A 22,716-nucleotide genomic window follows, 5' to 3' on the forward strand; every position below is an offset into this window, starting at 1 on the left:
CACGGTCAGAGCCGCGTGAGGGGTCCGTTGTCGGCGAGGTCGCTCGCCGCACGATGTCGGTAGAGCTTGGGCGGCCGGTGCCGTCCGCCGACGAGGTACTCGCCGGTCGGCTCGACGCCTCCGCTGGACTCGACCTGGCGCCGGAAGTTGGCCGGGTCGAGCGTGCGCTGGAGCACCACCTCGTACACCTGGCGCAGCTGCGCGAGGGTGAACGTCTCACCGAGGAACGCCTGAGCGATCCGCGAGTACTCCATCTTGGTCCGGAGCCGCCACAGCGCGTAGTCGACGATCGTGGCGTGGTCGAACGCGAGCTCGGGGGGATGGTCGGCGGCGTGCCACGCGACGTTGTCGTCCTCGATCCCTCGCTCGGCCTCCTCCGGGCGGACGAGCGCCCAGTAGACGACCGAGATGACGCGGGGTCCGGGGACCGGCTTGGACGCGCGGTCGACGTGGCCGAAGGTATAGAGCTGCTCGAGGTACGTCGGGCTCAGCGCCGTCGTCTCGACGAGGGTACGGCGGGCGGTGTCCGTGAGGTCCTCGTCCGGGCGGACCGGCCCGCCCGGGAGCGCCCAGCTGCCCTCGTACGGCTGACGGACGCGGCGCACCAGCGGCATGCCCAGGGCGGTGCAGTCGTTCCTCGGGTCGTCGCGCAACGCGAAGATGACGGTGGAAACAGCGATCTCGATCCCGTGCATCGCGTGCCTCCTTAGTAAGTGTCGCTCCGACCTGAACACATAATAGTCATAGGCACCCTTACTCGCCACATGGGTGTCCGAAGTCCCGGGACGTGAGAGGTCGAGCGCGACGCGGATCAGGCGACGGCGCCGGCGCGGCGGCGCTTGTCCTCGTACATCCGCGTATCCGCGACGGCGTAGAGGTCGCTGGGCAGGAAGCCCTCGCGCGAGGAGGCCAGCCCCATGCTGAGCCCGATGCCTGCAGGGCGGCCGACCGAGGTCAGCGACACGACCCGTGCCGCGAGCTGGATGCGGTCCATCACCAACTGAGCCTCCACGGTCTCCGCCTCCGCCAGAACGACGGCGAACTCGTCGCCGCCCACCCGCGCAGACCGGTCACCGCTGCGGATGTTGCTGCGGATGACGTCCGCGACGGCTCGCAGCGCGACATCGCCCGCGGCGTGGCCAAGCGTGTCGTTCAGCTCCTTGAGGCGGTCGACGTCGACGACGATGAGGCAGGCCTCGGCTCCGTCGGCGGCGATGTCGGCGATCCACTCGTCGAAGGCGCGCCTGTTGCCGAGCCCGGTGAGCGCATCCTCGCGGGCGGCCCGGACGGCGGCGTCGTGCGCCCTCGACCGCTCGTACCCGGCGATCGCCGCGCGCATCATCTCCAGGTCGCTCTGGTGCTGCTGACGCCACGCCCACGCGATGCTGCGGCCGTACCCGAGGCCGGCCCCCGCGGACGGGTAGCCCATCGCGTCGGCCACCCGCAGCGTCGCCCACCGCACGTAGCGCTGGACGTTGAGGTCGTCGACACCTTCGAGGCGGATCAGCGCCCGGCGGGCCTCGCGCTGCGCCTCGGCGATCTCGCCGACCTCGACGTACGCGACGGCGAGCAGGGCTGTGGCCTCCATCTCGAAGCCCGCGTGCGACGCATCGCTGAGGTTGCTGCGACAGACGTGGAGCTCACCGATCCAGCGGCCGGGATCGCCCGGCCACGCTGCCGCTGCGCGAAGGTAGCGCGCGAGCGGGAAGACGGTGCCCTCGACCTGCTCGGTCGCCGCAAGGGCGAGAGAGCGCTCGGCCCACCGGACGACCTCGGCGCGACGGAGCTCGACCTCGTCCTCGAGCGCCGGGTCCATGAGCATGTCGAGCTCTTTCACCCAGTGGTAGTTCACGGTGGCGAGATTGCGCGCGTCGAGGGCTCGCGACCCGGCGAGGTCGAGGATCCTGTCGTCGATCTCGATCGCGCCCTCGTAGTGCGGGACCGCGAGCTCGAAGAGGCCGAACCGCTCGTACGCCTGTCCGAGCTGGGTGTGCGCCCAGGCGCGGAGCCCGTCGCGACGCGACGCACGCAGCTCGTACTCTGCCCGGACCAGGTCCTCGACGGCGTCGGCCGGCCGGTTGTCCTGGAGCACGGCGATGGCGCGCGTGGCGCAGCCGATCGCGACCCAGCCGGGTTCGTCGAGCACGAGCCCGATCGCCTGGCACGCAGCGGCGGCGCGTGAAGCCTGCCCGACGGAGCCGTCCTGGACCGCGGCGGTGGCGAGCACGTACTCGGCGAGCGCGCGCGGCTCCGAGGGCTCGCGGCCGAGGTCGCGCAGGAGGTTCTTCATCGCCGCCACGGCGGACGCGCCGTCACCACCCCGGATCGCCGCGAGCGCGGTCGTCAGGCTGGTGGCATGCGACGACGTGATCGAAGAGGTCATCGCACTCCTTTCGAGCCCACCGCCAGTATCGCCTCAAACGTCCGTTTTCGAGGCGCTCTTTACAGACAAGTTCATGCGGGGGCCACGCCCCGACGGTATTGCAACGTCGCCAGATAGCCTGGCGTCGATGAGCGGTCCACCGGTTGCGCGCCGTCTCGCGCTGGGTCTGGCGGCCGCGCTGGTGCTGGTCGGTTGCTCGGAAGGGGCTCCGCGTACGGCGCCGGAGCGGTCTGCGTCGACGGCGACCGCGTCGGCTCCTCCCACCCCGACCACCCCGACGACGCCGTCGCCCGCACCGTCGGCGTCCACGGCTGCTGACCCGGCGCTGGCCGGGCTCACGTTCGCCCAGGTCGTCGGCCAGGTGTTCATGACGGGCACCGAGGCGTCGACGGCCGACGAGGCCACGCTCGACGCGATCCGGGACCACCACGTCGGCAACGTGATGCTCCGCGGACGTAGCGGAGCGGGGGTCGCGCAGACGGCCCGGGTCGCCCGCAGGCTGCAGGCCGAGGTCGATGCCGACTCGACCGGTTCGGTGCGGCTCCTGGTGTCGACCGACCAGGAGGGCGGGCTCGTCCAGGTGCTGCGCGGGCCCGGCTTCAGCGACATCCCGTCGGCGCTGACCCAGGGGACGTGGTCAGCGACGACGCTGCAGCGGCGCGCGACGACGTGGGGCCGACAGCTGCGCGCCGCCGGGGTCGACCTGAACCTCGCCCCCGTGCTCGACACCGTCCCGAACCCGCGCTTCGCGCCGCGCAACGCCCCGATCGGCGCGTTCGACCGTCAGTACGGCTTCACTCCCGCCGAGGTGTCCCGCAAAGGCCTCGCGTTCCTCGCCGGGATGGAGCGCGCCGGCGTGATCGGATCCGTGAAGCACTTCCCCGGACTCGGGCGGGTCACCGCGAACACCGACACCACCGGCGACGTGCACGACACGCAGACGCACGCCGACGACCCGTACCTCCAGCCGTTCGAGGACGCCATCGCCGCGGGCGCTCGCACCGTCATGATGTCGACGGCGATCTACGACCGGATCGATCCGCGCGAGCCCGCGGCGTTCTCGCGGCCGATCATCACCGGGCTCCTCCGCGACGACCTCGGGTTCACCGGGGTCGTCATCTCCGACGACCTCTCCGCCGCGGCGCAGGTGTCGGACCGGCCGCCGGGGCAGCGCGCCGTGGACTTCCTACGCGCGGGAGGCGACCTGGTTCTCGCGGTGGACCCCGCGCAGATGAGGACGATGACGGAGGCCGTCGCGGCACAGGCGGGCAAGGACCCGGCGTTCCGCGCCCGCGTCTACGAGTCAGCGGGTCGCGTGGTCGCGCTCAAGCGAGCCCCCTCCCCCGCTGGTTGAGCGAGCCCCCGTCCCGCTGGTTGAGCGAATCCCCGTCCGCTGGTTGAGCGAGCCCCCGTCCCGCTGGTTGAGCGAGTCCCCTCCCCCGTTGGTTGAGCGAATCCGCGGCCCGCTGGTTGAGCGAGCGAAGCGAGTCGAAACCTCACCGGTCCCGCATCCTCCGGAACAGGTTCGTTCGCGCCAGGTCGAGCACCTCGTCGCCACGGCCGGAGAGCACGGTCTTGAGCGCGTACAGGGTGAACCCCTTGGCCTGGGCTGCGGTGATGGCCGGCGGGATCGACAGCTCCTGCCGGGCGACCGTCACCTCCACCAGCGCCGGTCCCGGCGTGTCGAACGCGTCGGCGATCGCGGCCGGGAGCCGGTCGGGCTGGTCGACCCGCTCGCCGTGCATCCCCATCGCGCGGGCGATCGCCGCGAAGCTCGGGTTGGTCAGGCCCGTGCCGAAGTTGACGATCCCGGCAGCCTTCATCTCCAGCTCGACGAAAGCCAGCGACGAGTTGTTGAGCACGACGACCTTTACGGGGAGCCGCTGCTGGCCCAGCGTGATGAGGTCGCCGAGAAGCATCGAGAGCCCGCCGTCCCCGCACAACGCCACCACCTGCCGGTCCGGGAACGCGGCCTGCGCGCCGATGGCGTGACCGAGCGCGTTGGCCATCGTCCCGTGCGTGAACGAGCCGACCAGCGACCTCCGCCCGTTCATCCGCAGGTAGCGCGCTGCCCACACCACGGGCGTACCGACGTCGCAGGTGAAGACCGCGTCCGCGGTCGCCGTCTCGGAGACCGTCCGCGCGACGTACTGCGGGTGGAGCGGCCCTTCCTTGCCGGGCGACGCGAGCTCGTCGAGACCCTTGCGTGCCTTGGCGTAGTGCTCCAGCATCGTCCGCAGGTGGGCGTCGTCGCTGCGCGGTTCGATCAGCGGCGTCAGTGCGCGCAGGGTGTCGCCGACGTCGCCGACGAGCCCGAGCGTGACGGGGGTCCGCCTCCCGATCTGCTCGCCCCGCAGGTCGACCTGCACGACGGCGGCGTCCTCGGGGAAGAACTGCGGGTACGGGAAGTCGGTGCCGAGCATCAGGAGCGCGTCGCACGCCTCCATCGCTCGATAGCCCGACGAGAAGCCGAGCAGCCCGGTCATGCCCACGTCGTACGGGTTGTCGTGCTCGACGTACTCCTTGCCGCGCATCGCGTGGACGATCGGCGCCTTCAGCGACTCGGCGACGGCGAGGAGCTCGTCGTGCGCCCCCGCACAACCGGCGCCTGCGAGGATCGTGACCTTCTCGGCGCTCCCGAGGAGCTCCGCGGCGCGTCGCAGGTCGCGTTCGTCGGGTACGACGCGCGAGCGAGGTGTCTCGATGGCGGTCGGGGGGCGCCGCCCCGCCGCGTCGGCCTGCATGATGTCGCCGGGCACCACGACCACCGCGACGCCGCGCTCAGCCACCGCCGTACGGAAGGCGATCTCGAGGATCCTCGGCAGCTGCTCCGGGACGCCCGCCATCTCGCAGTAGACCGAGCACTCGCGGAACAGCTCCTGCGGGTGCGTCTCCTGGAAGTAGCCGCTGCCGATCTCGCTGCTCGGGATGTGGGAGGCGATCGCCACGACCGGCACGCGACTCCTCTGGGCGTCGAACAGCCCGTTGATCAGGTGGAGGTTGCCGGGTCCGCAGCTGGCGGCGACCACGGCGACCTCACCGGTGAGGTGCGCGTCGGCGGCCGCGGCGAGCGCGGCGACCTCCTCGTGGCGCACGTGGACCCAGTCCAGGCTCCCGTCCTTGCGCAGCGCGTCGGTGAACGCGTTGAGCGAGTCCCCCGGCAGCCCGTAGACGCGAGTCACCCCGGCGGCCTTCACCGTCTCGATCATCACCTCGGCGGTGGTGGGCATGGAGGCTCCTCGGCGTCGCGTGAGTGGGTCCGCCTCCATCGTCACACCGCCGCGCCGACCCGTCAGGAATCAACGTCCCCGGCGCCGGCGTTGACCAGTGCGTGGATGCTGCCGCGCTCGCCGACCGCCTCGCTCGGGTGACCGAGCAGCTCGACGTCCTCCGACGCGACCACGCAGCGATCATCGCGGCCTCGGCGGCGTCCAACGCCGACGACGAGCACGATCCCGAGGGGGCGACCATCGCCTGGGAGCGCGAGCAGGTCGCGGCGCTCGTCGCACGGCTGGAGTCCGAGCGGGACGAGCTGACCGAGGCGGCGGCGCGGATCGCGACCGGCGCCTACGGGACGTGCGAGAGGTGCGGGCGCGCGATCCCCCGCGAGCGGCTCGCCGTACGACCGGCGGCCCGCACCTGCGTCGACTGCGGCTGATCAGCCCTTGCGGTTCGCGGCGACCCGGCTGCCGAGGAACGCGGTGTAGGCGACGAGGCCGACGGCCGCGAGCTTGCGCGTACGGCGGGAGACCAGGCCGAGCCCGAGCGCGACCTCGGTCGCCCCGTTGCGCTTGATCCACTCGGCCGTGTTCTGCGGGAAGGCGGCCTGGTTGATCGACGCGAACGCCTGCGGCGTGACGAAGTGGGCGGCGCCCGTAGCAGCGATCACGGTGCCGGCGAGCGGGGCGAGCTTGGACATGCGCTTCTCCTCGAGTAGGGGACGATCGTGACAGTACCGGTGTCATATCGAGGTGACAAGACGCTGCGCACACCCGTCGACCTACGCTGGGTGTGAGACCAAGGAGGAACGCCGTGGGTGTGTTTCGCAGCAAGGGGACGCAGGACGAGGTGACGAGCACCGCGTCGGGACAGCCGTACGATCCGGAGCGCACCGCCGTCACGTCCGTGACCGCGTCGACCGAGTTCGGCGTCACCTGGCAGATCGACCCGTCGTCCCCCCGCCCCGCGGATCCGGAGCCTGTCGAGGAGAACACTCCCGAGCCTGGCGAGCCCCCGGCCGACGAGCTCGCCGACTCGCTCGGGCAGTGGCTGCGGTCGCGCACCCAGGGTGACGCCGACGGCGCGAAGGTCAAGAAGTAGCCCATGGCTCGGGTCGTCGTCCGCACCGTCGTGGCCACCTCCGTCGCCGGCGTCCTGTGCGCCGGGATCGTGGCCGTGCCTGCGCCGGCGTCGGCAGCCGTCGGGACGTTGCGTGTCTCGACGTCGCAGCCGATCGCGGGTGAGCAGGTGACGGTTCGGCTCGACCTGCCCGGGCGGGTCAGGCGACCGATCCGGCTGCAGAGCCGGGTCGAGGGTCGATGGGTCACGGTGCGTCGAGCGACGTCGAGCCGACGTGTCACCGCGACGTTCACCCTGCGGGCGACGGCGCGATCACTGCGGCTGCGGGCCTATGCCCCCGCTGTCCGCCGGTCCGGCGTGAGGCACCGGGCACTGACGAGCCCCGCCGCCGTCGTGCGCCCGGCGGCGCAGGCCGTGCGCCTCAGCCTTCCGGCGTCAGCGCGGCCGGGCAGCAAGGTCACTGCCCTCGTCGCCGCGACGCCGGTCCGTCCTGGCCGGCAGGTGGTCCTCCAGCGACTCGCCGGCTCGGCATGGCAGACGGTCTCCACCGGCGCTCAGGACCGGACCGGCCGCGCGCATCTCACGCTGACGGCCTCGGCCACCGCGACGTACCGCGCCCTCACCTCCGCCCGTGCGGGCGCTGCCGCGACGGCATCCACGTCCGCACGGCTGTCCGTCGTCCCGCTGCCGAAGCCGACGCCGACGCCAGAGCCAGAGCCAGAGCCAGAGCCAGAGCCGGAGCCCGTGTCCGCTGTCGGCCGCGTCGACATCGCAACCGACGACGGGCTCGACGTAACCAGCAAGGACGCCTACGTCCACGGCACGCTCTCGGTGACTGCCGGCGACGGCACTCGCCAGGTGCTCCCGACACGACTGCGCGTCCGCGGCAACTCCACGTCGTGGATCACGATGAAGCGGCCCTACAAGGTGAAGCTCGACGGCTCGGCGTCGGTCCTCGGGATGCCCGCCAGCAAGGACTGGGTCCTGCTCGCGAACTTCTACGACCGCTCGCTTCTGCGGAACGACGCCGCGTTCGAGGCGGCGCGACGACTCGGCCTGCCCTGGGCGCCCCGGATGAAGCCCGTCGAGCTCTGGCTGAACGGCACCTACTACGGCCTCTACCAGCTCGGTGAGGGGATCGAGGTGCAGGAGAACCGGGTCGAGATGCCCGAGGGCGGTCTCCTGCTCGAGGCCGATCCGTACGACGACACCGACGTGAGCTTCACGACGACCCGCGGCCTCCGGGTGTTCGTCAAGAGCAGCGACGACGACGCGGACCGCGCGATCGCGCAGGCACGTGTCCAGGAGATCGAGGACGTCCTGTACGGCGACGGCCTGGCCGATCCGGAGACGGGCTACGCCGCGGTGCTCGACGTCGACTCGTTCATCGACTGGTACCTCCTCGCCGAGCTCACCAAGAGCATCGACAGCCCGTTCAAGGCGAGCGTATGGATGCTTCTCGGCCCCGACGGGCGTCTGTCGATGGGGCCGCCGTGGGACTACGACGCCTCGATGGGCAACCGGACCCTGTGGGGAGGCGCCGAACCAACCGGCTGGTTCGTCCGCCAGAACTGGTACGACGACACTCTCCCGGGACTCGTGCCCTCGCAGTACACGGGACCGGAGGGCCACTGGTTCGTCCAGCTGTTCGAAGACCCCGCGTTCGAGAGCCGGGTCGCCGCACGCTGGCGCGAGGTCCGCGAGGGACTCGCATCGCTCCCGGCGTACGTCGCCACCTCTGCCGACGGCATCGCGGAGGCGGCGGAGCGGACCTTCCTCCCCCGTGAGCAGGGAGGCGCCGGGATGCCTCTGGGGCCGACGATCATCGACAACGGGCCGGCCTTCGTCTTCCACGGCTCGTGGGCGGCCGAGGCAGCCGCGCTCCGTGCGTGGCTGGCCGCGCGGATCGCGTGGATGGACGACGCCTTCGCGAACGTGCCACCTCCCGCCTGACTACACCTCGACGTCGGGCGGGACGAGCGGCGGGCGTACGGCGTCAGCGATGCGGGCGACCGCACGCGGGAGGTCGGCGACCTGCTCGATGACAACCTCGCGGGTCGGCTCGGGCACGAGTGTCCGACGCCATCCGGGTCCGCCGATCAGGACGAGCAGCGGGGCCGCGGCTTCCTGCTGGAGGGTCTGGAGGAGGCCCGCGTCGGCGCGACGCATCGATGCCCAGACGAAGGCGACCCGAGGCCGGGACCGGACGACCTCGTCGACCATGGACGGTGCCGGGACACGCCCTCCCAGCGACCTGCTGGCCACACCCGACTCGGCCAGCGCCGCCGACAGTGCGGCGACAGGGAGTGAGTGCTGCTCCTCCTCCGCGGTGGCGAGAAGGACGTCGGTGTCGCGGCCGGCACGGGTGCGCGGCTCGGCGCGTACGGCCGCTCCCCGCAGGGCCGTCGTGATCACCTCGGTGACGAGGTGCTCGCCGGCGATCCCGAACGCGGGATCGCGCCACCGCTCCCCGGCCGCCTGCAGGAGGGGCACGAGGACCTCGTCCCAGGCACGCATCACTCCGCGACGGGCGATCACCCGGCCGACGTGCCGGACCATGACCGCCGTGTCCCCGCGTGCACCGGCGGCGAGGAGCACGGACACCAGCTCGCCGCTGATCAGCTCCTGCGCGCTGCCGAGACCGACGGGTGAGACGTGCGGATCTGCACGGACCGCCTCGACCGCGAGCTGGGGAGACATCCCGTCACCCACCAGCCGCACGACGACAGAGAGTCGGCCGACGTCCTCCTCCGAGTAGCGCCGGTGCCCGCCGGTGCTTCGCCCCGAAGGCGCGAGTCCGTAACGGCGCTCCCAGGTCCGAAGGGTTGCTGTGGGAACGCCGAGGCGAAGCGCGACTGCCTGCACGCTCAGTCCCTCAGGAGGGGGTGGCATCCAGCACCTCTCGTCGACAGCTTCCGGCCAGAGTATAAACCTCGTCACGAAATATCAGATCTGAAGCGTTTAGCCCTGCGCGCCGCTGGGTACACGCCCTACGAGGACAGGGTTCTTCTGGTCAAAAACGATTCACCGATGTTGGCACGTGAACAAGTTATCGTGCTAAGTTCGTACCTCAGTTTTGGAAGGAGCGCAGCATGAACAGCACGATCTCTCGTCTGCCGGCGCCGGCGATCGAGTCGTATGAGTGGCAGTTCGACGGAGCCTGCCGTGGCGCCGACGAAGCAATCTTCTTCAGCCCGGAGGACGAGCGCGGCTCGAAGCGCCTCGCCCGTGAGGCGAAGGCCAAGGAATTCTGCACCGTGTGCCCGGTCGTCGCCGCGTGCCTCGAGCACGCGCTGCGCGTGCGGGAGCCGTTCGGCGTGTGGGGCGGACTCAACACCCGTGAACGCAACGACCTGATCGCCAGCGGCAGCAGCAGGGTCCGGCACGCCAGCTGAGCCAGCGCGGCGCAGCCGCAGCGGGCCCGCCACAATCTGGCGAGCCGCTCGATTCTCGGGCGGCTCGCCAGTTGTCTGCCCAGACGCGGCGCCGCGGGGCCCCGCGGCCGACCTGTACCACTGTTAGTCTGACGCGAGGTCGGGCCAGGTGACGCCCGCCGACTCGAGGTGCCTGCATGCCTGAACGCTCTGCCCACCCCCGACACCGGCCGTCCCGGTCGGTCCCCGTTCTTGTCTCCGTCGTCCTCGGGGCGACGGCGCTCGTGAGCGTACCGGCGCACGCCGCGGACACTGGCTCGGTGAGCGGTCGCGTACTCCTACAGCCGGTCGGTGGTGCCGCAACGCCTGCGGCGGGCATCACCATCGAGGTGTCTACCGTCAACGCTCCCTACGATGTCGTCGCGGAGGTCGACACCGAGGCGGACGGCAGCTTCACGGTGCCCGGCCTCGCCGACAACACCTACCTCGTTCGCGCCTCCGACGCCGTGGCGCCCTACGCCGACGAGTACTACGGCAACGCGTGGAAACCCATCAGCGGCACCCGGACCAGGCTCAGAGGACAAGACGCCACCCTCGACGACATCGTGCTGGAGCCGGCGGGTTTCGTGCGCGGCGTCGTCGAAGACGAGCGCGGCTCGCCCGTCCCGGCGACCATCTCCATCACCGAGATGGACGGGGAAGTGGTCGGTCACACTGAACACTTCCAGACCGAACCCGACGGATCGTTCGACACCCGCGAGGCCGGATTGTCGGACCTCGTCGCCGGTGGATACCGGATCCAGGCGAGCGCGGGCAAGAATGCCGACGGCTACCCCTACGACTGGCCGACGGCAGCGGTCAACGTCGCGCCGGGGCAGGAGTCCGTCGCCGACCTTCAGGTCTCCGTACTCTCGACCGTCGACTTCACCGTCATCGGACCGGACGGGACGCCGCTCCCCCACGCTCTCGTCATCGTGTACGACTTCGTCGGCGGCCGGTGGTCAGAGGGACACGCCGGTCGCACTGCCGCCGACGCAACGGGCCACTTCCGCTCGGCGAGCCGCACAGGCAAGTTCAAGTACCTCTTCGCCGTTCCGGAAGCGGGCTACTCGGGGCCGCCCGCCGTCGCCGAGTACTGGCAGGATGCCTACACGCTGGCCGAAGCGACGCCCATCGACCTCGGTGGGCCGGAAAGTCACCGCGAGTTCACCGTGCAGCTCGGTCCGGCACCGAGGATCACCGCAGGAACGCCAACCATCTCCGGGGCCGCCCGCACAGGCTCGACGCTGCGCGCCAGTCTGGGCCGGTGGGCACCCACAGCGCTCCACTTCCGATACCAGTGGCGCGCGAACGGCACCGCGATCCCCGGTGCCACCTCATCCGCCCTTCGGCTCACCAACGCGCACGCGGGCAAGCGGATCTCCGTCCAGGTGACAGCCACCAAGAAAGGTCACGTCACCGCCACTCGCACGTCGGCGACGACCTCCCCGTCGATCGGTGTCCTCACAGCACGCGTCCCGAAGATCTCCGGCAAGGCCGCCCAGGGCAAGAAGCTCAGAGCGCACACCAGGTCCTGGGGTCCTGGCAAGGTGACTCTACGTTTCCGCTGGTATCGCAACGGCAAGCCGATCCCGCACGCGACCCACAAGACGTACCGACTGACGAAGAAGGACGTCGGCAAGCGCATCCGCGTCAAGGTCACCGGCAAGCGAGGCTCGTACGCCACCAGCAGCCGGTCGAGCAGGAAGACCGCAAAGGTCAGGCGCTGATCGATCCGACCTACAACGCAGCGAAGGCCGGATCCTCGATCGAGGATCCGGCCTTCGTGCGTGGTTTTCGTGGAGCTGGCGGGAATCGAACCCGCGTCCTTCAGCGCAGGACCAGGACTTCTCCGAGCGCAGTCTGCGATGTCGTGTTCTCAGCCCCGACGCTCGCGCAGACGCGTCGTCGACAGGCTCAGTCGCTGTGAATGTCCCCTGTCAGTCCCGCGACCGGACTAACAGAGCAAGCCTCCTAGCTGAGGCCGGTTACTGGGACGGAGGCGTTCCCAGGCCGACCCTCCGCTTAGCTCGCCTCAGGCGGCGAGAGCGAAGTCAGTGCGCTTAGAATCGGCACTTGTTGGTTTCCAAGGAACGTTTACGAGATGACCTTGGATTCTCGGCTCGCTTCTCCTGATGCGTACGACCAAAGTCGAAACCGATCAGCCCCGCTGTGTAGTTGTCTCCCGAAGGATACCTGGTCCAACGGCTGGACGACGACCGCTATTCCGCGGGCCGCCCGATCCCGGCGCTCAGGCGTCGAACAGCCGCAGCCCGTTGCGCCACAGCACGTCGCGGAGCCAGTCCTCGCCGAGGTCGAGGCGCGCCAGCGACTCGACCTGGTGGGCGTACGAGTACGGGATGTTGGGGAAGTCCGACCCGAGGAGCACACGCGACTGGAGGTCGAGCAGCCGCGGCATCAGGTCGCGAGGGTACGGCGTCGCCTCCTCCGTGAAGTCGGTGAACACCATCGTGGTGTCGAGCCGCACGTTCGGGTACTTCTCCGCCATCACGAGGAAGTCCTCGTACTCGGGGATCCCCATGTGGGCGACGATCATCGGCAGGGTCGGGTACGCGGCCAGAACGCGGCCGATCAGCTCGGGACCGGTGTACGTCCCTGGTGCCGGACCGGAGCCGGCGTGCACGACGACCGGGACCTGGGCATCGGCGATCGCGCCCCAGACGGGGTCGAGCAGCGGATCCGTGGGATCGAAGTCCCCGACCTGGATGTGGGTCTTGAAGATCTCGACGCCCTCCGAGATGGCGCGACGGACGTACGCCCCCGCCTCGGGCTCCGGGTAGAACGTGGCGGACCGGAGCGCGTTGCCGTTGCCCTTCGCGAACTCCGCGGCCCAGTCGTTGAGGAACTCCGACATGCCGGGCTTGTGGGCGTACGGGAGCGCCGAGTAGCGCAGCACACCGATGCTGCCGAGGTAGTCGACGCGCTCCTCGACCGGGAAGCGGTAGCGGATCGGCCACTCGCGCCCGGTCATCGGACCGACCGCGTCGAAGTAGGACCAGACCTTGTCCATCACGCGCGGCGGGAGGAAGTGGACGTGGACGTCGAAGAGGCCGGGGATGCCCAGCTCGGAGACGAACGCGGGCAGCTCCTCGTCCTGAAGGCCAGCGCTCTCCGAGGTCGCGGTCATCCAGGCATCCCCTTGATGCGGCGTCCGACCTCGGCCTGGACCTCACGGGTCGCCTGGCGCTCGGCGATCGCCTGACGCTTGTCCCACGCCTTCTTGCCGCGCGCGACGGCGATCTCGACCTTGGCGCGACCGTCGGAGAAGTAGAGCGAAAGGGGTACGAGCGTCACGCCCGGGGTCGCGACAGCCTTCTCGATCTTCTCGATCTCCCGCCGGTGCAGGAGCAGCTTGCGCTTGCGGCGTGCCGAGTGGTTGGTCCACGTGCCCTGTGCGTACTCCGGGATGTGGACGCCGTGCATCCACACCTCGCCATTCTCGATGTCGCCCCACCCGTCGGTGAGGTTGGCACGTCCCTCGCGCAGCGACTTGACCTCGGTGCCGGACAGCACGATCCCCGCCTCGTACAGATCGTCGAGGTGGTACTCGTGGCGCGCCTTGCGGTTCTGCGCGATCAGCTTCTTGCCGGTCTCCTTGGCCATTCGTCCATTCTCCCAGTGCTGTCCACAGGATTCACGGCGGGCGCACGTGCCGGCTCGTCCCCCGGTGATCCGCACTCCCGACGGCCCCGGCGTACGGTCTTCTCGTGGCGGACGCTCGGCGGGACACGCGGTGGAGCGCCCTCGTCGTCTGTCTGGTCGCCGGCTTCATGACGCTGCTCGACGTCAGCATCGTCAACGTCGCTCTGCCCTCGATCCGCTCCGGCCTCGACGCTTCCGACGCGCAGATCCAGCTCATCGTCGCCGGCTACTCGCTGGCATTCGGCATCGTGCTCGTCCCCGCCGGCCGTCTGGGCGACGCGCTGAGCCGGCGCGCCGTGTTCTGCGTCGGTCTCGTCGTCTTCACCGCCGCGAGCGCCCTCGCCGGGGCCGCCTCGGATCCTGGCTGGCTCGCCGCCGCGCGGGTCCTCCAGGGCGTCGGCGGCGGACTCATCAACCCACAGGTCTCGGGTTTCATCCAGACGATGTTCCGCGGCGAGGAGCGTGGACGCGCGTTCGGGCTGTACGGCGCGACCTTGGGCATCTCGACAGCGGTCGGCCCGCTCCTCGGTGGTGCTCTCGTCACTCTCGGAGGCGCTGAGCACGGCTGGCGGTATGTGTTCTTCGTCAATGTCCCGGTCGGCATCGTCGCGCTCGTCCTCGCACTGCGCTGGCTGCCGAAGGCCGAGCGTGGCCGTCGCGAGTCGCTCGATCCCGTCGGCGTGCTGCTCTTCGGCGCGGCGACCTTCCTCGTGCTGCTGCCGCTGATCGAGGGTGGGCAGGGCGAGGCGCTCGCGTCGCGGCCGTGGTGGATGCTGGGCGTCGCCGCCATACTCCTGCTCGTCCTTGCCGCCTGGGAGCGATGGTGGGCACGTTCTGGGCGTGCGACGCTCGTGGACCTCTCGCTGCTGCGCGTACGGTCGTACGTGCTGGGCCTCGGGCTCGGCACCCTCTACTTCGCCGGCTTCACGTCGATCTTCCTCGTGCTCACGCTCTACCTCCAGAGCGGGCTCGGCTACAGCGCGTGGGAGGCCGGGCTCACCCAGATGCCGTTCGCCCTGGGCTCGGCGGTCGCGGCCGTCCTCGGCGGGCGGCTCGTGAACCGGTACGGACGGGCGCTCGTCGTGAGCGGACTGGTCGTCGTGGTCGTCGGCCTGGTGGGCGTGGACGTCGCCGTGCCCCACCTCGAGAGCCATGTCGGGATCTGGCTGGCGCCGCTGCTGGCTGTCGCAGGGTTCGGCGGCGGGCTGGTGATCTCTCCCAACGTCACGATCACGCTCGCCGAGGTGGACGTACGCCGCGCCGGCGTCGGCGGTGGGATGCTGCAGACCGCGCAGCGGGTCGGGGGCGCGATCGGCATCGCACTCGTGCTCGCGCAGTTCTTCAGCCGCCTCAGCGTCGACGGCGACTACGCCGAGGCGATGAGCCTGGCTCTGCGGACCACGATCGGGTTCGTCGTCGGAGCACTGCTCCTCGGGCTGGCTGATCTCCTCACCGATGGACGCCGACCTCGGCCCAGCGGCCGAGCGGAGGTCTGATCCGCTGCTCAGAGCCAGTTCATCGGGTTCGTCGTGTCACCGTCGAGCAGGACCATGAAGTGCAGGTGGCAGCCGGTCGAGTACCCCGTCGTCCCGACGTAGCCGATGATGTCGCCTCGCGACACCTTCTGTCCGGGATACGTCGAGTACCGCGAGAGATGGTTGTACGTCGTGGCGACGCTCCGGCCACGCATCTGGCCGTGGGCGATGATCACGCGGTTGCCGTAGCCCGCGTTGTAGTAGCGGTCCACGACCGTCCCGCCGGCCGCAGCGTGCACCGGGGTGCCGCACGAGGCGCCGAAGTCCGTCCCGTCGTGGAGCTTCCAGTAGTGCAGGACCGGGTGGAAGCGCATCCCGTACGGCGAGGTGATCGGGGCCTGGACCGGGTACGACAGCGATCCGCCGCGGTCGCTGCCTCCTCCGCCGCCACCACCGCCATTGCCGCCACCACCGTTGCCGCCGCCACCACCGCCGTTGCCGCCGCCGCCGCCACCGTTCCCCTTGTTCGCCTGGTCGCGCTTCTTCTGCGCCTCCAGACGCTTGCGCTCACGCTCACGCTGGGCAGCTGCCCGCTCCTGGGCGGCGATCGCCTTGAGGCGAGCAGAGATCGAGGACCGCTCCGACTCCAGCGCCGCCAGCTGCGCCGCGTCGTCCGACTGGGCCTTCTTGGCGGTGACCTGCGCCGACGCGTTGGTGGCGACCAGCGCCGAGACCTCGGCCTCCTGCTGCTCGGCCGCCAGCTCGAGGCGTTCCTGCTCCGCCAGGTTGTCCGCCGCCTCCTGCCGCTTGACGGCCACCTCGTCACGGGCCTTCTGGACCTTCTTGCGCTGCAGGTCGAGCATCACGCGGGTGGCTTCCAGCGTGTCGACCTTCGCGAGGCGGGCATCGGTGACGGCCTGGTCGAGGCTGACCTGCTTCCCGTACGTCGCAGCATCGACGCCGTTCACGAGCGCCGCGAACGCGCGCATGCTCGGCGATCCGCCCTGCAGCGACTCCACGGTCATCCGCTCGACGACCCGCTCGGCGCGGCGTTGGCTCTTGCGCCCCTGCTTCGCCTCCTTCTTCGCGGACACGAGGGTCGCCTCGGCCTTGACCAGCGCCGCCTTCATGGCGGCGTCACGCGCCTGTGCGGCCGCCAGCTGTGATCGCGTCGTCGCCAGCGTCGTACGCGCGGTGGCGAGGCTCGCCTGGGACTGCTGCAGCACCTGCGTGGCGGAGGTCAGGTGGGCACTCGACTGGTCGAGCGCGGCCTGGGCCCCCGAGATCTGCGACTGCACCTGGTTGCGCCGGTCCTTGAGGTCGTCCTTGTCGTCGCCGACGGACGGGCTCGTCACCGTCCCGGTCAGCGCGAGCAGCACCGTCAGCACGAGTGCAGTGCGCACGCGCGCGCCGGCACGCCGGGGTAGGTCGACTCGTGCCACAGGCCTGCCTCTGGTCGGGGAAGTTCCTTGGCGACGCTAACCCTCAACCTGAGGTAGATGCTGGATTTGGGGCCCGCCGGGCGCGGCGTGTCTAGACCTTCAGGTAGCGGCGGGTCATCACGAGTGTGGGTACGAGCGCCAGCAGGAGTGCCAGCACGGTCGTGTATCCCATCACCGTGATCGCCTCCTGCCATCGCACCCAGGTGGTCAGCCCGGCCAACCGGTCCCGCAGGAAGCCGTACACGACGAAGTGCATGAACGCCGCCAGGCCACCGCACGCCAGCGCTGCCGACACCACGGCAGCGACCAGCGACTCCAGGATGAACGGAAGCTGGATGTGCCACGTCGACGCACCGACGAGCCGCATGATGCCGATCTCGCGGCGGCGCGCGTACGCGGTCATGCGGATCGTGTTGGAGACCTGCAGGACCGCGGCGACGATCAGCAGCAGCGACGTGCCCAGGGCCGCCCACCGCAGCTTGGAGAGGACCTCGAACAGCGGGGCGAGCAGGTCACGCAGGCTGAACACCGAGGCGACGCCGTCCATGCCGCTGATCTGGCTCTGGACGCCCTGGAACTCGTTGGGGTCCTCGAGGGTCACCATGTACGAGGTGCCGAACGACTCCGGACCGAGCGCCTCGAGCTGCTTGCGGTCCTCCTCGTTCTGACCGAGCCGCTCCTGCGCCTGCTCGTAGTTGCGCTCGGGGCTCCACCGCTCGAACGACTTCACCTCGGGGTTGCCGTCGAGCGCACTCTCGACCTCGGCCTCCTGCTCCGGCGTCGCTCGCCCGCCGACGCACGAGTCGGCCGACGAGTTCTGCGTGCAGAGGTTCACCTGGATCTGCAGGCGGTCACCGAAGTACTTCTCGGTCCGGTCCGCCTGAGCCTGCAGGAGCAGTCCCAGGGACGCGAGGACCAGCGACACACTCATCGTGACGACCAGCGAGACCGTCATCGAGAAGTTGCGTCGCAGCCCAGTGGTGAGCTCGGAAAAGATGCTTCCCAGTGCCATCGGTCCTCGTCAGTTCTCGTAGTCGTACGCGCCGCGGGACTGGTCACGGACCAGCACACCACCGGCGAGCTCGATGACTCGCTTGCGCATCTGGTCGACGATGCCGGCGTCGTGGGTCGCCATGACGACGGTCGTGCCGGTGCGGTTGATCCGGTCGAGAAGCTTCATGATGCCGACCGACGTCGCAGGGTCGAGGTTGCCGGTGGGCTCGTCGGCGATGAGGATCATCGGCCGGTTCACGAAGGCCCGCGCGACGGCGACGCGCTGCTGCTCGCCGCCCGACAGCTCGTCGGGCATGCGGTCGCCCTTGCCCTCGAGGCCCACCAGCTCCAGCGTCTCCGGGACCACCCGGCGGATCTCCGACCGGGACTTGCCGATCACCTGGAGCGCGAAGGCGACGTTCTCCGAGACCGTCTTGTTCGGCAGCAGACGGAAGTCCTGGAACACCGTGCCGAGCTGGCGCCGCAGCTTCGGGACCTTCCAGTTCGCGAGGCGGTTGATCTCCTTGCCGGCGACGTACACCCGTCCGGTGGTGGGGCGCGTCTCGCGCAGGATCATGCGCATGAACGTGGACTTGCCCGACCCGGACTGGCCGACGAGGAAGACGAACTCGCCCTTCTCGATCTCGAGACTGAGCTTCTCGAGCGCGGGTCGCGGCTGCCCCGGATAGGTCTTGCTGACGTTCTCGAAGCGGATCACCGTGCGAGTGTACGCAAGGCTACTTCGCGGCTGCCTCTGCGCCACGCCGCCAGCGGATACCGGCCTCGATGAACTCGTCGATCTCGCCGTCGAAGACGGCCTGCGTGTTGCCGGTCTCGTACTCGGTGCGCAGGTCCTTGACCATCTGGTACGGGTTGAGGACGTACGACCGCATCTGGTCGCCCCAGGACGCCTGGACGTCGCCACGCAGCTCGTCGAGCTGGGCACGCTCCTCGGCCTTCTTGAGGGCGAGGAGCTTCGCCTTGAGGATCACCATGGCGCTCGCCTTGTTCTGGAGCTGGCTCTTCTCGTTCTGGCAGCTCACGACGGTGCCCGTGGGGATGTGGGTCAGGCGGACCGCGGAGTCGGTCGTGTTGACGCTCTGGCCGCCGGGACCCGACGAACGGTAGACGTCGACGCGGATCTCGTCCTCGGGGATGTCGATCTGATCGGTCTGCTCGAGGACCGGGACGACCTCGACGGCCGCGAACGACGTCTGCCGACGGCCCTGGTTGTCGAACGGGCTGATCCGGACGAGGCGGTGCGTGCCCGACTCGACGGAGAGCGTGCCGTACGCGTAGGGGGCCTTGACCGCGAACGTCGTCGACTTGATGCCCGCCTCTTCGGCGTAGGACGTGTCGTAGACCTCGACGGGGTACTTGTGGCGCTCTGCCCAACGGACGTACATCCGCTGGAGCATCTCGGCGAAGTCCGCGGCGTCCACGCCGCCTGCGCCCGAGCGAATCGACACGAGCGCCTCGCGGGCGTCGTACTCCCCCGCCAGGAGCGTACGGACCTCGAGCGCCTCGACCGCCTTCTCGAGCCGGTCGAGCTCGGCATCGACCTCGGCGAGCACGTCGGCGTCGTTCTCCTCGCGCCCCAGCTCGACCAGGACGGCGGCGTCGTCGATCCGCTGACGCAGACCCGAGACGCGCTCGAGCTCGGCCTGCAGCACCGACAGACGACCGGTCACCGCCTGGGCGTTCGCCTGGTCGTCCCACAGGTCCGGCGCTGCGACGCGCTCCTGCAGTTCGGCGACCTCAGCCCGCATCGCATCGAGGTCGAGGACCGCCTCGATCGACGTCATCGTCGTGCCGAGTGCCTTCAGTGCTGCGTCGTAGTCCCGTGCTGCCACGAGTGCGAGCCTACCCGCAGCGCCCTGACGTGGGCCTCAGCGGGCGAGGCTGAGGCAGCTTGCGCCCTCGCACTCCTTGAACTGCTCGAGCCGTCGCAGCATGGTCTGCATCTCTGGGTCGGTGGGGGTGTAGACGTTCGTACGCTCCCACGCGCCCTTGCGCGACAGTCCCCGGTAGTACTCGAACGTGTAGCCGGCCGGATCGCCCGCCCGGGTGTCGTAGCGGACCAGGAGCTTGTCGGCCGAGCGCACCGCGACGTACGACGGTACGACCGGCGTCCAGCCCTCGCCGTCGGGGTCGTCCGCCGACCGGCCGGGACGCGTGTGCTCGATGAACGCGAAGCGCGGCCCCGGGGTCCGCGGCGCGCGCAGGATCGGGAGCAGGGACTGCCCGTCGCGACGCGCAGCGGGGCGGAGACCGGCGATCTGCTCGAAGGTGGGAGCGAGGTCGATGTTCTGGACGACCTGGTAGCGCGGTCCTGGAACCACGCCCGGCCCGGCGACGATCAGCGGGACCCGGATGTCGGTGTCGTACGCGCTGGACTTCCCGGGCGTGAGGCGCTTGTGCCCGAGGTGGTAGCCGTTGTCGCTCGTGAAGACGATGTAGGTGTCGGGCCCGACGGAGCGCATGACGGCGCCGACGAGGTCGTCCAGCGACTGCGCCATCCGCGCGCGGTTGCGGTGATGCTTCTGCATCGCCTTCACCTTCTTGCGCGCGAGCTTCTTGGTCGGGCCGAACATCGGGGCGGGGCGCCCGTCGGCATAGCGGGGACGCGACGCGGCGCGGCTGGCGTTGAAGCCCGGCAGCTTGCGGACGTCGATCCTCTCGCAGCGCTTGGTGCCGCAGTCGCCGTACCGCTTCTTCGGGTTCTTCTTGGCCTTCTTGCCCTTCAGCGGCAGATCACGCGGCGCCGCCGGGAACCACGCGTCACCCTTGCGGGCTCGCTTGTTCGGTGCGGAGTGGGTGGCCGTCGGCGCGATCTCGACGAAGTACGGCTTGCCGGCGCGCTCCACCCGGTTGATGTGGGCGACGGACATCCTGCGCAGGACGTCGGTGGAGTAGTCCCGGTCGCGGACGCCGTAGTGGTGCTGGGCGATGACGCGGGCACCGGACGCCGAGCGGGCCACGGAAGTCATGGGGTAGCCCCACATCGCATACATCCGCGACGTGCTCATCACGTTGAAGGTGTCCCACCCCGCCGGCACGGCGCTGCCGGGGCTGCCGCTGTAGCGGTTGATGAACTTCCCGAAGAAGCCGGTGTTGTAGCCGCCGGCCGCCTTGCTGATCTCGTACGCGAAGGTCTTGGTGTCGTTCTTCGCCTTCACCCAGGCCGCGTAGCCGCCGACAGGGTGCGCCGGGTCCGGGCCGGTGATGTTGTTGAAGACCTTGGAGTTGTGCGGGTACATCCCGGTGAGGAACGACGACCGCGACGAGCAGCACAGCGAGTCGACGACGAAGTGCCTCCGGAAGTCGGCCCCCCGCTTGCGGAGCTTCTGCACGTTCGGCATGTACTGGACAAGGGAGCTGTCGAGGTCGTCGGCGACGATCACGACAACGTTCGGCTGGTACCGCTTCGATCCCGCAGGGGTGAGCGCCGCGTCCACGCTGCTCGCAGCCGGCCCTGCCGCGAGCGCGCTGTCTGCTGAACCGCTCGCTGCCACAGGCATCGGGTCGTGGGCCCCGGCCACGACGACGGCCCCCGCGGTCAGCACGACGGCCGCAGCGATCGCGAAGACAGCAGCTCGCGGACTTCTCACACGCACGCAAGGACCTCCGAGGTTGGCATGAACGGCACGAGTATAGGAGCCTCGATCACGCCATCCGGCAGGGAAGTCGGCTTTCGTGGAAATTCACGGAGTTTCGAGCGCGGTGATTCTTTCCTGAGCGTCCGTCGTGTGCTGCGGATCGGCCGCGAGCGTGCGGTGGAACCACTCGAGAGCGTCCTGCGTCCGCCCGGCCTCGGCCAGTGTGTCGGCGTACGCGTAGCGCAGCCGCGCCAGCCAGGTCGTCGGGCTGCTGTTGTGCAGCGGCTCCTGCTGGAGGACAGCCAAGGCAGCGTCGAGCTGCCCGAGGTCACGGCGCGCGCCGGCGGCCACGATGGCGGCCTCGACGCGGACGTCGATGTCGGTGAGCTTGTCGCGGGCGTCGGCGACGACCTTGAGGGCACGGTCGGGACGACCCAGCGCACGCTCGGAGTCGGCGATCAACGCGATGTGGTCGTAGCCACCGGTCATCCGCTTCGCCGCGCGCAGCTCGGCGAGGGCGTCGGCCCAGCGACCGGCCGCGTACGCCGTCTCGCCGGCCGCCTCACGGATCACGCCGATCCGGGGCGCGAGCTCGCGTGCCGCGCGGGCGTGCTTGTACGCGAGGTCGGGGTCCTCGTCGATGAGGATCCCTGCGGCGACCAGGTGCGAGGCAACCGAGTCGGCCTTGCCGGGAGTCAGCGAGGTCAGGAGACGTCGGACACCCTTGTCCAGCTGGTCAGGGTGCACGCCATCAGGGATCGGCGGGCCCTCGACCCGCCGCGCGGGAGGCTGCCGGTCATCGTCCCGGCGCTGACGCGAGCGGTCGTCACGGTCACCGCGCGGTGCGCCGCCCCCACGGGACGGACCGCCCGATCGACCCTGGCCACCGGGACCACCGGAACGACCCGAACCGCCCGGACCACCGGAACGACCCTGGCCACCGGGACCACCCGAACGACCCTGGCCGCCCGGACCACCCGAACGACCCTGGCCGCCCGGACCACCCGAACGACCCTGGCCACCCGGACCACCCGAACGACCCTGGCCGCCCGGACCACCGGAACGACCCGAACCGCCCGAGCGGCCCTGGCCGCCGGATCCTCCGGATCGTCCTTGGCCGCCGCCCGAACGACCACCCTGACCGCCGCCTCGGCTCTGTCCGCCTCGGTTCTGTCCGCCGCGATCGCTCATCGTGTGTCCTCCCGCGCTTGCATGCGCTCAGTCTCGCTCATCGTGTGCCGCCCGGCGCGGTAGCGCCCAGGGTACAAAGCACAAATGGGTCGTGGGCCGCCACGAAAGTGGCGGCCCACGACCTGAATAATTGTCCGGCGGCGTCCTACTCTCCCACACAGTCTCCCGTGCAGTACCATCGGCGCTGAAGGGCTTAACTTCCGGGTTCGGAATGTTACCGGGTGTTTCCCCTTCGCCATGGCCGCCGTAACCCTACGG

At 70.1% G+C, this 22,716-nt stretch carries 20 protein-coding genes, 1 rRNA gene and 1 other RNA gene; 7 read left to right on the top strand and 15 right to left on the bottom strand.

Going from position 1 to position 22,716, the window contains the following annotated elements; all coding sequences use genetic code 11:
• Positions 1 to 5: 5 nt before the first annotated feature.
• Positions 6 to 695: an NUDIX hydrolase gene (locus GH747_RS21495; protein ID WP_149771697.1), complete on the bottom strand. Its 690-nt coding sequence runs from the start codon at positions 693 to 695 to the stop codon at positions 6 to 8.
• 116 nt (positions 696 to 811) lie between these two features.
• Positions 812 to 2,383: a GGDEF domain-containing protein gene (locus GH747_RS21500; RefSeq protein ID WP_149771699.1), complete on the bottom strand. Its 1,572-nt coding sequence runs from the start codon at positions 2,381 to 2,383 to the stop codon at positions 812 to 814.
• 127 nt (positions 2,384 to 2,510) lie between these two features.
• On the opposite strand from GH747_RS21500, the gene GH747_RS21505 reads away from it, so the two are divergent.
• Entirely contained in the window at positions 2,511 to 3,737 is a 1,227-nt protein-coding gene (locus GH747_RS21505; RefSeq protein WP_153816640.1) for a glycoside hydrolase family 3 N-terminal domain-containing protein, read from the top strand.
• A 142-nt stretch (positions 3,738 to 3,879) separates the two neighbouring features.
• Here GH747_RS21505 and poxB read toward each other — a convergent pair whose 3' ends face one another.
• Positions 3,880 to 5,613, bottom strand: a complete 1,734-nt coding sequence (poxB, locus tag GH747_RS21510) for a ubiquinone-dependent pyruvate dehydrogenase (protein WP_149771704.1) — start codon at positions 5,611 to 5,613, stop codon at positions 3,880 to 3,882.
• A 101-nt stretch (positions 5,614 to 5,714) separates the two neighbouring features.
• Here poxB and GH747_RS21515 point away from each other — a divergent pair, with 101 nt between their 5' ends.
• On the top strand, positions 5,715 to 6,041 hold the full coding sequence (locus tag GH747_RS21515; protein ID WP_149771705.1) for a TraR/DksA family transcriptional regulator: 327 nt from the start codon (positions 5,715 to 5,717) through the stop codon (positions 6,039 to 6,041).
• Here GH747_RS21515 and GH747_RS21520 read toward each other — a convergent pair whose 3' ends face one another.
• Positions 6,042 to 6,302: a hypothetical protein gene (locus GH747_RS21520; RefSeq protein ID WP_149771706.1), complete on the bottom strand. Its 261-nt coding sequence runs from the start codon at positions 6,300 to 6,302 to the stop codon at positions 6,042 to 6,044.
• A 113-nt stretch (positions 6,303 to 6,415) separates the two neighbouring features.
• Here GH747_RS21520 and GH747_RS21525 point away from each other — a divergent pair, with 113 nt between their 5' ends.
• On the top strand, positions 6,416 to 6,703 hold the full coding sequence (locus GH747_RS21525; RefSeq protein WP_153816641.1) for a hypothetical protein: 288 nt from the start codon (positions 6,416 to 6,418) through the stop codon (positions 6,701 to 6,703).
• Between the two features lie 3 nt (positions 6,704 to 6,706).
• Entirely contained in the window at positions 6,707 to 8,635 is a 1,929-nt protein-coding gene (locus GH747_RS21530; protein ID WP_149771708.1) for a CotH kinase family protein, read from the top strand.
• Here GH747_RS21530 and GH747_RS21535 read toward each other — a convergent pair whose 3' ends face one another.
• Positions 8,636 to 9,547, bottom strand: coding sequence for a MerR family transcriptional regulator (locus GH747_RS21535; RefSeq protein ID WP_163695879.1), 912 nt, complete (start codon positions 9,545 to 9,547; stop codon positions 8,636 to 8,638).
• A gap of 227 nt (positions 9,548 to 9,774) precedes the next feature.
• Here GH747_RS21535 and GH747_RS21540 point away from each other — a divergent pair, with 227 nt between their 5' ends.
• Positions 9,775 to 10,077 (top strand): WhiB family transcriptional regulator, encoded by a 303-nt coding sequence (locus GH747_RS21540; RefSeq protein WP_149771710.1) that lies wholly within the window; start codon positions 9,775 to 9,777, stop codon positions 10,075 to 10,077.
• 299 nt (positions 10,078 to 10,376) lie between these two features.
• On the top strand, positions 10,377 to 11,825 hold the full coding sequence (locus GH747_RS21545) for a carboxypeptidase regulatory-like domain-containing protein (RefSeq protein WP_149771711.1): 1,449 nt from the start codon (positions 10,377 to 10,379) through the stop codon (positions 11,823 to 11,825).
• A gap of 67 nt (positions 11,826 to 11,892) precedes the next feature.
• Here GH747_RS21545 and ssrA read toward each other — a convergent pair.
• The 3 genes from ssrA to smpB form a co-directional block, all read right to left on the bottom strand.
• Positions 11,893 to 12,264: a transfer-messenger RNA gene (gene ssrA / locus GH747_RS21550) on the bottom strand.
• An 82-nt stretch (positions 12,265 to 12,346) separates the two neighbouring features.
• On the bottom strand, positions 12,347 to 13,243 hold the full coding sequence (locus tag GH747_RS21555; protein WP_149771712.1) for an amidohydrolase family protein: 897 nt from the start codon (positions 13,241 to 13,243) through the stop codon (positions 12,347 to 12,349).
• The gene (gene smpB, locus GH747_RS21560) at positions 13,240 to 13,719 is read right to left on the bottom strand and encodes an SsrA-binding protein SmpB (RefSeq protein ID WP_149771713.1); all 480 of its coding nucleotides are present in this window, start codon (positions 13,717 to 13,719) and stop codon (positions 13,240 to 13,242) included. The genes GH747_RS21555 and smpB overlap by 4 nt, the downstream gene beginning before the upstream one ends.
• Positions 13,720 to 13,823: 104 nt before the next feature.
• On the opposite strand from smpB, the gene GH747_RS21565 reads away from it, so the two are divergent.
• Complete coding sequence (locus GH747_RS21565; protein WP_205603059.1) at positions 13,824 to 15,254, top strand: MFS transporter; 1,431 nt, start codon at positions 13,824 to 13,826, stop codon at positions 15,252 to 15,254.
• An 8-nt stretch (positions 15,255 to 15,262) separates the two neighbouring features.
• Here the strand turns inward: GH747_RS21565 and GH747_RS21570 are convergent, their stop codons facing one another.
• From GH747_RS21570 to rrf, 7 genes are all read right to left on the bottom strand, one after another.
• Entirely contained in the window at positions 15,263 to 16,636 is a 1,374-nt protein-coding gene (locus GH747_RS21570; RefSeq protein WP_149771714.1) for a M23 family metallopeptidase, read from the bottom strand.
• A 130-nt stretch (positions 16,637 to 16,766) separates the two neighbouring features.
• Positions 16,767 to 17,687 (bottom strand): permease-like cell division protein FtsX, encoded by a 921-nt coding sequence (ftsX, locus tag GH747_RS21575; RefSeq protein ID WP_149771715.1) that lies wholly within the window; start codon positions 17,685 to 17,687, stop codon positions 16,767 to 16,769.
• A gap of 9 nt (positions 17,688 to 17,696) precedes the next feature.
• On the bottom strand, positions 17,697 to 18,386 hold the full coding sequence (gene ftsE / locus GH747_RS21580; protein WP_149771716.1) for a cell division ATP-binding protein FtsE: 690 nt from the start codon (positions 18,384 to 18,386) through the stop codon (positions 17,697 to 17,699).
• A 19-nt stretch (positions 18,387 to 18,405) separates the two neighbouring features.
• Complete coding sequence (gene prfB, locus GH747_RS21585) at positions 18,406 to 19,521, bottom strand: peptide chain release factor 2 (RefSeq protein WP_149771717.1); 1,116 nt, start codon at positions 19,519 to 19,521, stop codon at positions 18,406 to 18,408.
• A 36-nt stretch (positions 19,522 to 19,557) separates the two neighbouring features.
• The gene (locus GH747_RS21590) at positions 19,558 to 21,285 is read right to left on the bottom strand and encodes a sulfatase family protein (protein ID WP_149771718.1); all 1,728 of its coding nucleotides are present in this window, start codon (positions 21,283 to 21,285) and stop codon (positions 19,558 to 19,560) included.
• 87 nt (positions 21,286 to 21,372) lie between these two features.
• Entirely contained in the window at positions 21,373 to 22,014 is a 642-nt protein-coding gene (locus GH747_RS21595) for a tetratricopeptide repeat protein (RefSeq protein ID WP_194842936.1), read from the bottom strand.
• Between the two features lie 576 nt (positions 22,015 to 22,590).
• Positions 22,591 to 22,707: ribosomal RNA gene (gene rrf / locus GH747_RS21600) — 5S ribosomal RNA — on the bottom strand.
• Positions 22,708 to 22,716: the final 9 nt, after the last annotated feature.

This window comes from Mumia xiangluensis (genome assembly GCF_010994095.1).
In the GTDB taxonomy this organism is placed as follows: domain Bacteria; phylum Actinomycetota; class Actinomycetes; order Propionibacteriales; family Nocardioidaceae; genus Mumia; species Mumia xiangluensis.